The organism is Paenibacillus sp. LC231, assembly GCF_001860525.1.
Lineage (GTDB): Bacteria > Bacillota > Bacilli > Paenibacillales > Paenibacillaceae > Paenibacillus_AQ.
Genome location: NZ_JFOM01000053.1, coordinates 324,440 through 337,954, shown reverse-complemented (window position 1 = coordinate 337,954; position 13,515 = coordinate 324,440). Strand labels below are relative to the sequence as shown.

The 13,515-nt window shown below is 47.5% G+C and carries 10 protein-coding genes; 8 read left to right on the top strand and 2 right to left on the bottom strand.

The window, feature by feature from the left end; translation table 11 throughout:
- Positions 1-134: 134 nt before the first annotated feature.
- Positions 135-2,120, bottom strand: coding sequence for a DUF4832 domain-containing protein (locus AK95_RS28755; RefSeq protein ID WP_071223329.1), 1,986 nt, complete (start codon positions 2,118-2,120; stop codon positions 135-137).
- A gap of 215 nt (positions 2,121-2,335) precedes the next feature.
- A complete protein-coding gene (locus AK95_RS28750; protein WP_071223328.1) occupies positions 2,336-3,358 on the bottom strand; it encodes a LacI family DNA-binding transcriptional regulator in 1,023 nt (340 codons plus the stop codon).
- 355 nt (positions 3,359-3,713) lie between these two features.
- On the opposite strand from AK95_RS28750, the gene AK95_RS28745 reads away from it, so the two are divergent.
- The 8 genes from AK95_RS28745 to AK95_RS28710 all read left to right on the top strand — a co-directional run bounded on the left by AK95_RS28745 (position 3,714) and on the right by AK95_RS28710 (position 13,385).
- On the top strand, positions 3,714-5,078 hold the full coding sequence (locus AK95_RS28745; protein ID WP_071223327.1) for a DUF4832 domain-containing protein: 1,365 nt from the start codon (positions 3,714-3,716) through the stop codon (positions 5,076-5,078).
- Entirely contained in the window at positions 5,056-6,381 is a 1,326-nt protein-coding gene (locus AK95_RS28740) for an acyltransferase domain-containing protein (protein WP_071223326.1), read from the top strand. The genes AK95_RS28745 and AK95_RS28740 overlap by 23 nt, the downstream gene beginning before the upstream one ends.
- Complete coding sequence (locus tag AK95_RS28735; protein WP_071223325.1) at positions 6,362-7,453, top strand: DUF4832 domain-containing protein; 1,092 nt, start codon at positions 6,362-6,364, stop codon at positions 7,451-7,453. Before AK95_RS28740 ends, AK95_RS28735 begins: the two co-directional genes overlap by 20 nt.
- Positions 7,454-7,500: 47 nt before the next feature.
- Positions 7,501-8,766, top strand: coding sequence for a Gfo/Idh/MocA family protein (locus AK95_RS28730; RefSeq protein ID WP_235613243.1), 1,266 nt, complete (start codon positions 7,501-7,503; stop codon positions 8,764-8,766).
- 32 nt (positions 8,767-8,798) lie between these two features.
- Positions 8,799-9,725 (top strand): ABC transporter permease, encoded by a 927-nt coding sequence (locus AK95_RS28725; protein ID WP_071223323.1) that lies wholly within the window; start codon positions 8,799-8,801, stop codon positions 9,723-9,725.
- Entirely contained in the window at positions 9,725-10,621 is an 897-nt protein-coding gene (locus AK95_RS28720; protein ID WP_071223322.1) for a carbohydrate ABC transporter permease, read from the top strand. Before AK95_RS28725 ends, AK95_RS28720 begins: the two co-directional genes overlap by 1 nt.
- Positions 10,622-10,691: 70 nt before the next feature.
- Positions 10,692-12,149: an ABC transporter substrate-binding protein gene (locus AK95_RS28715; protein ID WP_071223321.1), complete on the top strand. Its 1,458-nt coding sequence runs from the start codon at positions 10,692-10,694 to the stop codon at positions 12,147-12,149.
- Positions 12,150-12,416: 267 nt separating this feature from the next.
- A complete protein-coding gene (locus AK95_RS28710) occupies positions 12,417-13,385 on the top strand; it encodes a LacI family DNA-binding transcriptional regulator (RefSeq protein WP_071223320.1) in 969 nt (322 codons plus the stop codon).
- Positions 13,386-13,515 lie beyond the last annotated feature (130 nt).

Genomic DNA, 13,515 nt, shown 5'->3' with positions numbered 1-13,515 from the left:
TCAGGAACACGGTTACCTGAACTGTGGAGCGCGCAGCCAGAGAGTGGTTTTATTGGAAACTGAGACGAACAACAGCTATCGGGAATATCCCGATAGCTGTTTTCATCGTTTCGGATATCAGTCTGCCGCTTTCGTTATTTTGTCCATGTACCGATCTTATAAGCTCCGTCTGATAGACGTTCCGTATTAGCAAAATCAACCCCAGGTTGGTGGTTTGTAGACGGATCAAGAATAGCTATTGCCAGCTCATAGGTTCCGTTTGCCAGCGTGTTGGTGGAGATAGAGCCTGAGACCGTATGCAAGCCGGTTCTCCAGGTTGTTACGTCTGCGGTTGTCGTTTGACGCGCCACGATGTTCCCGCCGCTGCGCAGCTGGATTTCAACAGGCCAGTTGAACGGGAAGTGCTGAACCCCCTTATTTTCCACAGCGATGGATACATCTAATGAGTCTCCGGTATTCACGTTCGGATATGCCGCCTTCTTCACGACAAAGTGATAGCCCATTCGTTTCTTCAGTGTATCCATATTGCCCTGCAAAGGATTGCCCAGCGCCAAGGAAGCCGGAGCATTCGGTCCCAGCCAGCTCGGTTTGCTGAGCTCGGTCTGCCGCAGTGTCTCATTGAAGCCGCTGCCAGTTGTAAGTGCAGCATTCATGCCATAGGCACCGCCGTAAAATTCACCGCCAGATACGCGCGTGTCCCAGAAGTTGGCATGGTTTGGCTGCTGCTGGCCGATATCATCCCAATAACCGTTCTGTGTGCCGGTATACCATCCCCATTCGGAATCGAAGCTCGGCTGATCGCCGAACATATCATTATACATTCCAAGAACCAGACCCTTGTTATTATTCTTGGCCAATTCCACGCTTCGTCTGATCAATAGCTGCGTAAGATCCTCCTGATCGGCAAATGCATCGATATAATGCTGAATGTACTGATTGGATATTTCGTTCGGAGGAAATGCGCCCGTATAGTTGCTTTCCCCGTTCGGTCCGATGTAAGGCCAGGTGTGGAATTCCGCCCAATGGCCAAGCGAACCGATTTGTACAAAAGCAATCGGGCTGTCAGCCGTGTCGTAATGCTCCGCAATCGCCTCAATGGCAAGCTTATGTCTGGCGATCAGATACTCGGAACTGTAATTGGGGGAGAAGCCCGTGTTGTTGCCGGCTCCCATGCCTCCGGTTGCATCCTGGTAGGCCTTGCCTGGAGATTGTCCCAGACTTACCATGTCATGATAGAGCCAGTCAGGTATATCCCGGTGAGGCACGCCGGAAGGACTGTCAAGAATAACGCGAAGGACTACCTTGACTCCGCGGCTTTGCCAATAGTCGAAATGGTTGGACGCTTCAATCGCATTGAAATCATAGTTGCCTTTGGTTGGCTCTAACTCCTTCCAGGTGACACCGGCATACACGAGACGGTGGTCCTGAGGGTAATGGGTAGATTTCGCTGAAGGTGCCCAGCCCTTAAACGGGTTATTAAGCGGATCATCCAGCTCGCTTGGGTAAAATTCGATCCGGTCTTCTCCGGGATTACCTGCCTTAAGCGTATAAACGGGAAGGGACTGGTTCTGCGCTGGCAGTCGGTTTATATCCGAGTTGTTATCCAGATATCCGATGTTCACACTGCTGCCTGTTGCAAGTCCAAGCGTTGCGAGAGGGAGTGCAGCTTCAATGGTCGATGAGGTACGTACATATTGAGAAGAAGGAAGAGTCGAAGACAAATTCCAATTCCAGGTGGTTCCATTTCCTGCATAGCGATATAGCGATTGATTTTCGAGGAGCCATTCAATACCCGACGCACCCCATCCGAAGGCTTGATATCCGGTGGAAGTTTTCCCGTCCGTATTCAGCCAGAAGCTCCCCATGTTGGTGCTAAGGCCGGCGCCTTCCACAAGCAGATACAGATTGCTGTCATCGTGGGCAGCCTTTAGGACGCCAGCTGTTCCCGAATTCGTGGAAATAACCGGAATCCCTTCCCAGTCGCCCGGATTACCATCGATAACGATGGAGGCTGCTTCCGCAGTCGAAATAAAGAGGGGAGAAGGGAATAAGGCAATAAGAATGGCCGTCATCGTAAAAACAGTAAGCGTCAACTTCATTTTGATACCCCATGCTTTCATGTCAAACCTCCTCACAAAATGATGGATGTCATAAAGCCCGCAAATCCAAACTTCTTTATTAACGGTAGAAATCATTCTACCGAATCTGAAGCTTTCACCCCCTTTCCAATTGAAGTTCCCGCATCCACCATGAAAAAAAGAGCACCGTGTCGGGTGCTTCTTGTGCAGTGGGTCTATGGGCAAAGAACATATTCATCTCGTCTTTGTTGCAGTCATTAAGTAGAACTGCGTACGATCAAGCGGGTAGGTAAAATCACTTTCTTAGGCAGCAGTTGATTTCCGTTTATTCTGTCGATCAGGTTGTCGACGGCAACCATGCCGATTTCTTTTGTCGGTACGTCGATCGTTGATAGGGGGGGATTGGAATATTTGGATACCTCAATATTAGATAAGCCTATGACGGCTACTTCATTAGGAACGGAAATGCCGTTGTTATACAAGCCATTGAGGGCGGCCATAGCCATTAGATCGCTGCCTGCAAAGAAGGCGGTCGGGCAATTTTTGGTTTTGCATAAATGATTCACTTTTTCAATGCAGACCGCTTCATCCCACATGCAATCAATAACCCAATCGGGATTCACCGACATTCCGGCAGCATGCATGCTGGCGTAGTAGCCTCGATAACGGCGGCTGTCTTTCAGGTTATTCGTTAATCCGCTCCCCCCGATGTATCCAATCCGGGTGTGACCTTTGTCAATGAGATGGTTGACGGCCATCGAAGCGACATTGTAATGATCATAGCCCACATTATCGATATCCCCGCGTTCGGTATCAATCCCCACGATATAAGGAACCTGCTTGCGTATATACTCATAGGTTTCACCGTTCAACGATTCCATAAGAATCAGGCCGGTAATCGGTTCGCTGAATGTATGGAATAAAATCTTGCTGTCATTCAGTTCAATTCCAGTCCGAATAAAGGAAATGCTATATCCCGCACTCAGCAATCGCTCTTCCACGCCGGATAAAATCGACATGAAATAAGGATCGTTGTATTTATCCTTTGTAACGCTTAGTACACACCCGATTTTGATGTGCGACTTGCTGTCGGAATGATCCGTGGTTACAACTTTCCGCTTGGGACTTGAAGTGATTTTATAGTTGAGCTGCGTAACAGCCTGCCACACCCGTTCCCGGGTTTCGTCCGTAATTTTATATTTCGTATCATTGTTTAACACTCTGGATACGGTGGCGGTAGATACATTTGCTAATTTAGCAACATCCCGAATGGTACTCATAAATAAACACATTCTCCTTTTTAGTTACGAATAGTCACCATTTAGAGTTTATAGGAATGTTACATGGTAAACAATGATGGACTTGATAAACGTATTGTTGCGTAATTTGTTGCGTGATAACGTTACGTTATTCAAGTGTATCTATATTCACGATTAAAATCAATCATAACATGTTTCTGTTGTGCTGTGTTACTACAAATTTTAAAAAAAACCAAAATTATTATTGCAAGGATACGCAGGGATGATATAACATGAAATCACGAAATATCACAAGTTTTACGTCGTTTTGTTACGTTATATTAACGTAACAAAACGAGGGTGTTTGTTTATCAGGCGGCGGGGGGTTGATTAGAACATGAACAAAGCAGTAACGGTTTACCCCATGATGTTAGAAGACATCCTAAACAACCCGGGCATAGGTTTTACGGCAGCACCAGGGTTAATGGGAGACCTGGATCGGATCTGCGACAATCGAGGGGAAGAGCACAAGAAATATAAGTTCACGGAAGACAGCAGAACGTACAATCATCCCGACAGCAAAGTGTATTTCTGCAGCGTGCGCTGGCGGGATCTGGAAGTTCGCCAAGGAGAGTACAGGTGGGAGGTTCTTGAGGAGAGGCTGGACTACGCCAAATCGATAGGCTGTACGGCCGTGGTTCGCTGTTCCCCATACGCGTTAAGCGAAGAGGATGATATACCCGCCTGGTATCGTGCGGAACATCCGGAGGAGCCGGACTTTCCGTTCTGGAGAGTAGATCCTGAGACAACACCCTATGTGTTGTATTGGTCTGACTTTATCAAAGCGTTTGCCGCACGGTTTGACGGACATCCGGTCATAAGCTCGGTTGATTTGACGATTGTAGGGGCCTGGGGAGAAGGCGGCGGAACGGAGTTTTTAAAGCCGGAGGCCATTAAACAGATTACAGATGCCTACCTGGATGGGTTTAAGATAACCCCTCTCCAAGCATTGCTGCATGATGCCTTGTCGATCAGCATCATAAAGGAGCGCAAAGCCAAAGTGGGCTTTCGCGTCGATTGCTTGGGTGATATGGGCGGCTTTCATGGTAATGAGTGGTCACATATGACGGATTTCTATCCCCAGAATATTCAGAATTTCAAGATGGGCGATGCCTGGGAGAAGGCTCCGGTTCTATTTGAAGCATGCTGGCACATGAATGATTGGTATCTTCAGGGCTGGGATATGGATTATATCATTCAAGAAACGCTGAAGTGGCATATTTCATCCTTTAACAATAAAGGATCGGTAGTCCCCGAACCGTGGAAAGAGAAGGTCAAGGCTTGGCTGAACAAGATGGGATACCGCTTTGAATTGAGAAAGTTCACGTACGACTCGTTGGTGAAGGCAGGCGGTCAGCTAAAAATCAGTGCATTGTGGGCTAATGTAGGAGTAGCGCCGATTTATAATCCTTATCCGCTGGTTGTGAGGCTTACTGGCCATGATCAAACCTATACGCTGCGCAGCAGAGAGGATATTAGGGAGTGGCTGCCAGACGAAGATATTGTGTGGGAAGAGTGTTTCGGTTTACCTGGTAATATGTCCGAAGGCGAGTATGATTTGGAGATTGGCATCGAAACCGGGGTTAAGGAAATCGGGAATATCCAGCTGGCCATCGAGGGGAACAAGGACGGTTATTACCCGATGGGCAAGTTAACAGTTGAACGGGGGAGACAAGGAAATGGAGAGTCTGTTGAAGTTTAACGAGTGTATCGCAATCTGCAACTTTGATTACCTGCCAGAAGGGTTGGAAGCTAAATATGATCGATATAAGCCGGATGGCAAGCCCCATCTTATCCCGCGGGAGTTCTTGTCCGGAATCTTCGAGCAGTATCAAATTCCTGAACCTATCCGCCAATGGCTCGTTCATGGGGTTGAGGCGATAGAAAAGGATGACGTACTATTTCATTTTACCCAATTCTTAGTAGAGGATATGTGCACTTTGCGCAATCGCTGTGATGAGACCCATTATACGAATATGACGCCAGGATGCATGGCGCAATACGGAGAATTATACTCCTTTCTTTTGCTGCTGGCCTGCGTTGTTCCTTCCATGAACAAACTGGAGGCGCGTGCCATACCTAAAGCTTACTACGAGCAGATCCCTCAACAGCCCCTGAAGCTTCAATTGGAAAAGCTGGTGCTCCGCGGCGATGCCAAGGTTCATGATTTTCCATGGGTGATGAATTTTTATACCTGCTCCATCTTTCTGTTAGACCGGTTTTATTTTATCCCCTACCGATTTGAGGATCCTTTCACCATGTTCCGTCATGTGAACACGCAGGAGGTTATTGCGCTTCGGCACGCAGGCGAAGAATTTCGCAGCGATGGACAACGGAACGGAATCAATGATGTATATGATCTTCAAGGAAACTTCACCTCAGAATGGCACGAGAATGCCGAGTTTGTCATCGCTAATCGGATAAATCCCATGGGATTCGTTGAAAGAGAAACGACGCCGATCCTGAAGAAGGAATGGGAGACGGTACTTCAAACAGGGGATACGCTGTTAGCGCTCCACATTCCATCCGGCCCCGGGTACACGCCGGACAGGTTGAAGAATTCCATGGAGATGGCTGCTGCATTCTATGACCAGTACTTTCCGGAGTTACCCATCAAAGGCTTCTGGAGCTCAAGCTGGCTTTATGATACCAGGCTGTCGCTGATCCTGGATCATGAAAGAAGCAATATTGTCCTCGTTCAACGACAATTCTATAATTATCCGACCATGGAAGGGGACGGCATGCTGCGTTATGAAGCCTTTGGGGACAGGAAGGCAGACCCGGTCCGAAACCCAGGCGAATATACAACCTCCCTGCAAAAAGCAGCTGCGGCGTATATGGAGACGGGAGCCCGTTTTAACACATTAAGCATGATTGTATTGCGGGAGGATATCGACAAGATTGGCAGCCGGCCGTACATAACCGATGCAGACATCGAGCAATTCCATCGCACCGTTGACAGCCATTTGCAAGGGAGAGAAGAGGATGGGGAAATACTCGCTTGAAAATTACGAGAAGTATAAAACCGTAAAAATCCGACCGCAGCCCTTATTGAACCGGGAGTTTGATGCAAGCCAGGGTCCATTCGAATACGTCTCCTTTTCCTGGAGAGCGCTTGAGCCGGTTCGAGGAGAATACAGGCTTGAAGCGATCAAAGAAGCACTGCGTAAGGCCCATAATCCCATTCTTGTCCTGGTACCGGAATTGCCAATCTGGGTTCAGGGTTACGAACCTGATTGTTTTGCGGCCTTGGTCCGAAAAGTCGGGAGTTATATCGACTCCGACAGACGCTTAACAGCCGTTCTGATATCAACCTTAGCTGACAGTAAGGAAGAATGGAACGCTTATGGGGAGTCGTTTGAGACGCAGACGCTGCTAGCCGAACTGCAGAATGACAGATTGATTCAACATGTAAGAGACCGCGGCCGCGGATTTGGCCTGCTGGTGAAGTGCGGTGAGGAGAATTGGATCGAATGCTGTGAGGCTTTTGCCATACATAGGCTGCAGAAGGTATGGAAGCGTTACCAGGTAGTCCTTGATGTGACCGATACCGTTTGCGGTCCTCATACCAGACGCGAGGCATATCGCTGGCACGCCGCCCTCTCCAATCTGAATATAGGACTTGGATATCATCTAACTTTACGCAGACTGACGTATCCGGAAACGGTATATAGTCGTGGAAGCTTGCCGCTGCGTTTCTGGTTTGTCAACGAGGGCAGTTCGAGAATATACCGGGATTTTCAGTTATGGGTGCAGTTACAGCAGGGGGAGGTTTCCTATGAATATCCCCTGCACGCCGCCACGCATTCCTGGTTAACCGGGGACCTTGTCCATAATGAGATGGTCCCCTTGAAGGATATGTTACCGGGAGAATATACGCTGAGTATAGCACTCTTTTTCGAAGACCGGTCGTATATCCCCCTGCATATACAGAACCCGCAGCAGGATGGATATTATGAGGCAGGCATGATCCAAGTCGAAATATCCGATGAGGATCCGCTTAGGAATATTTGGGATGACTATGATCCGGAAGGATATTATCCCTTGGAAGATCCCGTGATTCCAGAACAGGACTAGATGTTTCGAACAAGATGGTTAGGACAAATACGAGTTTGCTGGAGGTTATGGATTTGAAGTTAGCATTAATCGGCGCAGGACAAAGAGGCATGATCTACGCAAGGCATGCATACCCAAGCGAGGACATCGTTGCGGTCGTTGAACCGGATGACAGCAGAAGAAATGCGGCAGCGGACGAGTTTCAGATTCCTTTGGAGAAACAATTTGAATCCGTAGATGAATTTTATCGGCTCGGCAAAATTTGCGATGCCGTCATTGTTTCTTCCATGGACCGCGATCATTACGCGCAAACGATGAGAGCGCTTGATCTTGGCTATGATATTTTGCTGGAAAAGCCCATTTCGCCAAGTCCGGAAGAAAGCTTGAGAATACAACGAAAAGCCAATGAAACAGGCCGGAAAGTGATTGTATGCCATGTGCTCAGATATACGAACTTCTTTGCGGAAATCAAGAAAATCATCGATAGCCAAGAGCTCGGCAAGATCGTGACCATACAGCATAACGAGAACATCGGCAATTTCCATATGGCACACTCCTTTGTACGAGGCAACTGGAGGAGAAGCGACCTGGCCAGTCCAATTATCATGCAGAAGTCCTGCCATGACATGGATATTCTGGCCTGGCTGGTGGACAGTCAAGCGAAACGGATCTCTTCCTATGGCAGCCTGACTTATTTTAAGGCGGAGAATGCTCCGGCAGGCAGTGCGGAACGATGCCTCGACTGTAAGGTAGCGGCAAACTGCCGATTCGATGCCAGAAAAGCCTATTTGCCTATAAGGGGCCAATGGCCCGCTACCGTCATTTCGGCGGATCAGAGCGAAGAGGGACTGCTCCAAGCGCTCGCAACGAGTCCTTACGGACGCTGTGTTTATCGGCTCGACAATGATGTGTGCGACCATCAGGTCACCGTGATCGAGTTCAAGAACGGAGTAACGGCAACGTTTAATTTAAGCGGATTCACCAACAAAATGTACCGTACGCTCAAAATCATGTGCGAGCACGGGGAGATTCGAGGCGACGATAACATGAACATTATCGAAGTCACCCGCTTTAACTCCAATATGGCAGAACCCGTTCAGCAAACCGTCATTCGGCCTTCAACGGTGAGCGGCGGACATAACGGCGGCGATACCGGTCTGATGAACGACTTTTTGGAGAATCTGGGGAATGCCGACTTCAGCAGCAGATCCTCCATCGACATGTCCGTCGAAAGCCATATCATGGCCTATGCCGCGGAAGAGGCGAGAATTACTGGTACCGTGATCGATCTGGATCAACTTAAGGAGAGGCTGCAGCAGAGCATTTTGGCATAATCGTTTAATCACATTGCAAAGGTAGTGATGGAATGGGTTCCGTGGTTAAGGGGTTTCTATATGAAATAACGAAAAACAGAATACTATATCTGATGTGCGTGCCTGCTCTGATCGTGCTGATCATGTTCTCCTATATCCCGTTTGCCGGAATATGGATGGCATTTACCGATTTTAATGTGGTTGATGGCATCTTCGGCAGTGAATTTGTGGGTCTGGACAATTTCAAATACTTTTTCTCGGAAAACAGCATGGGATGGAAGGTTACCTATAACACGCTGTACATCAACTTTTTTGGTCTCATCTTAGGCATTATCATACCAGTCAGCATAGCCATTCTGATCAACGAAATCCGGCATAAAACCTACAAAAAGGTCGCTCAGAGCATGATGTTTTTTCCCTATTTCATCTCGTGGGTCGTCGTTGGGGCGATACTGTATGGGATCTTCTCTACCGATGTGGGCGTTGCCAATCATATTCTGGAGTTCTTCGGAGCAGAGCCGATCAGATGGTACTCGGAGCCGAAATATTGGAAATGGATCATCATTCTGTCGAGCGTCTGGAAATGGAGCGGGTACAGTTCCATTATCTATATGGCGGCGATGTCCAATTTTGATGGAAGCTTAATCGAAGCGGCCAAGGTGGATGGCGCTAACAAATTGCAGCGGATATTTTACTTGACCGTGCCTATGCTGAAGCCGACGATCATCGTTTTGAGCTTGCTGAGCGTCGGACGAATCTTCTACGGGGACTTTGGGATGATTTACGGTATTGTCGGCAACAACCCGGTCCTGGCTGAAGAAGTCACGGTTATCGATACTTATGTTTACCAGTCGATGCGTACGCTGGGCTTTTCTTACTCTACGGCAATCGGGTTATTTCAGTCCTTGATGGGATTGATTCTGATTACGGCTGCAAACCAATCGGCTAAGAAAATAAATGACGGAGAGGGTCTATTTTGATGAAACAAAAGAATAGATTGCTTGGCGATCAATTGGTGATAGCCTTTGCCTATGGTTTCATTGGCTTATTCGCGCTCGTGTGTCTGTATCCCCTTGTTTTAACCTTAAGCGTGTCCTTTTCTTCGGAACAGGCCGTTGCAAGAAACGGGTATTCGATCATCCCACTAAGCCCCAGCTTGGATACCTATAAATATATCTTTGTTAATAGTGGAATGAAATTACTCAAATCCTATGGCGTGACCCTGCTTGTAACGACCGTGGGGACGATGGGGGCGCTGCTGATTACCAGCATGATTGCCTTTTCCCTATCGATTAAAAAGCTGAAATACCGTAACGTACTCGCCTTCATTAGCAATTTTACGATTATTTTCTCGGCTGGCCTCATTCCGTGGTACATGGTCAGCGTCAATTATTATGGACTGAAAAACAGCATTCTGGCTTTGATCCTGCCGTCTATATTCAGCGTATGGAACATGTTTCTGATGCGAACGTACTTTGCAAGCATCTCTCCATCTTTATATGAAGCGGCCGAGATGGACGGCGCCAATTATTTTACGATCTATGTAAAAATCGCTCTTCCATTAAGCAAGACCGCACTGTTGACCGTTGGATTAATGTATGCGCTTCAATATTGGAATGATTGGTGGCATGCTCTGATTTTTATTAATGATCGCGATTTATTTCCGCTCCAGTATTTCCTCTACAACATCTTGTCGAACGTCAATGCGATAAGCTCCGGACGAATTCCATCAGGGGCATCAGGCAACATTACACTGCCTGCGGAGACCGTGAAGATGGCCATTACGGTCATTACGATCGGCCCGATCATTTTCCTCTACCCTTACATTCAAAAATACTTCGTGCACGGGATTATGGCTGGTGCCGTCAAAGAATAGACGCCTGCATGGTTACTGGCCGATATCGGCTTTTAACATAGATAAACTATTTTATTAGGGAGGGTCTTTCATGAAAGCAAGGACAATGCTGATCTTGTTGGTCTTATTGATGGCGTCCGTTTCGGTTATGACAGGATGCAGCGACAAAAAAGAGGGGGCAGCCAAGCTCGAAACCGTCACGATTCTGTATCCGGGGGAGCGAAGCGATCGCATGAGCGAATTTCTGGACAACGAGTTTGCCGAGAAGATGGCAGCCGATCTTGGTTTGAAGGTCGAAGTTACATTTGTGCCGTGGGCCCAGTATTGGGAACAAAAAGATATCATGCTGGCCGCAAATGAACCGATCGATTTATATTGGGACGGTCTCCCGGACCTTTCGACCATCGTCAACAAGAAACAAGCCATGGTATTGGATGATTTAATCGAGGAATATGGTCAGGATATGCTAAAGGTCCTGCCGATGGAGCAGCTTCAGGGGGCAACGATCGACGGGAAGATTCATGGCATTCCATCCGCTTATGCACCTTCCTCTGCCATGTACCAGCTGGTGGCCGTTCGTCAGGATATCCTCGAAGCGGTAGGGATGACGGACTTGAAGACAGCAGACGACTTAAAGGAATTCGCAACAAGGGCGAAAGGGAAATTTCCTGAAATGAAGGGACCCGCCGATATTATCTTTAAACCGTTGACCCGATATTTTACCGATGAGCAATATAACTGGATCGCCGTAGAAGATTTGGTCGTATTCGGGGAAGAGAGCAAAAAAGCATACAGCTACTATGAAACGGAAGCGTTTCAGGAAGTCGCGAAGTTTAATAACTCCATGTATGATGCAGGGTTGTATACAGAGGATTTGACCATCAAATATAACGAGAGAGACTCCCGCATGCAGACAGGCTTATACTTATGGGTTGAAGGATCTTTGGGCAAGGAAATGGAAATCGTTGATGCCATCAAAGCCAATGCGCCGGATGCCGAGGTGAAGACGTATCTGTTAGCCGAGGATAAACCGCGTTATGTGACAGCCGCAGGCGGAGAAGTGTTGGGCATACCTGTCAATGCTCCTAATCCGGAAGGCGCCATGAAGTTCGTGAACTGGATTTATAAATCCCAGGAGAATTATCTGTTTGCTCTCTATGGCGTCGAAGGCAAGGATTACGAGATTGTGGATGGAAGAATCAATAAGCTCACCGCTAGCGAATTCTTCTATGAATGGATGTTTAGAAACCAAAATTACCAATTGTTCGGGCCGAGTGTGGCGCAAGAGTCCATCGATAAGTACAAGAGCTGGGATGAGACGGCTATCCGATCCGATTCATTGGGCTTCCGGTTTAACAATGAAAAGGTCAAGTTAATCGAGACGGCCCTGAAAGAAGTCGCAGGCAAGGATTTAGCCGCTATACGTTCCGGTTTCGTCGATTTTGAGACGGAGTACCCCAAAGCCATCGAGAAGCTGAAAGCGGCGGGCATTGATGACTATGTCGCTGAGATCCAGCGTCAGCTGGATGAGTTTTTGGCGGGGAAGTAACAGGATTGTGAACCGCTATCCGGAACCTTCGAGCCTTAGGAGTACCGGAGTATGCGGATGTAGAAATGCTACCCGGAACCTATAAGAGAGCGGCAGGGTTTAATTTGACCCTGTCGCTCTAGTTTTTTTAACTTAATCAACATGTTAAGAATATTGCTAATGTTCCCCCTGTAAGAGTGACGACAGCGTTTCCAAAAAAGATATTGAAACGTTTCCAATTTGATGCTATGATGATTTCCATAATAGAGAGAATAAGTGGGGGGTTAGATGTCTAGTATTAAAGATGTTGCCAATTTAGCTGGCGTAGCTGTGGGAACTGTGTCCCGCGTCATTAACAACTCGGGCGCCGTTAAACCGGCAACGCGCAGAAAAGTCGAGCAGGCCATACAAGAGTTGAATTATATTCCTAATGAGATTGCCCGAAATTTTAAAATGCGGAAGTCCAAGATGGTAGCCTTGCTGCTCCCGAGTATCTGGCATCCCTTTTTCTCCGAACTGGCTTATTATATTGAAGATGAGTTGGATCGGGAAGGTTTTAAGCTCATGCTGTGCAATAGCGGCGGCAAACCTGAAAAAGAATTGTATTATCTTGATATGCTTCAGCAAAACAAAGTGGCAGGTATTGTCGGCATTACGTACAACGATATTGAAAATTACGTTAGCAATGACATTCCGATTGTCAGTATCGACAGGCATTTCAACAAGAAAATCACATGCGTCACTTCGGATAATTATGAAGGTGGGCGTCTGGCGCTAAGAGAACTTGTCAAAGCTGGGTCCCGAAAGCCTGCCTTTTTGGGGAGTGTCACTTCCGTTTTCAGTGAAACCATGAATCGGAAAGAAGGCTTCATTCAGGAGGCCAGAACAATGGGAGTCGATTATGTTATATACGAGAAGACAGACCCCGTTGTGGACGACGATGCCTATTATGGTGAGTTTCTTAATGAGTATCGGGATGTGGACGGCATTTTTGCCATTACGGATATGTTCGCCGCCAAGTATATCGAAAGAGCAGGTAGGCGGGGCATTCGCGTTCCGGAGGATGTAAAGGTCATTGGATATGACGGGATTCAGGACCATCCGTATTTCCATCCGATATTGTCAACGATCAGACAGCCTGTAGAGGAGATGGCACGTACGACGATCAGGCTGCTCTTCCAAAAGATCGATGGCGAAACATTGGATCGAGAAGTTTATCGTCTTCCGGTCATGTTCAGGCAAGGTGAAACGACTTGATTGTTTCCGTAGAATAAAATGCCGTACCTTATGAATTAGTATTGGAAAAACATCAGCTGCCACGGCTGTTTCACTGGTGGGCTCACCGGGTGACGTTTTTCTCATACAAAATTGGAAACGTTTCAATTAA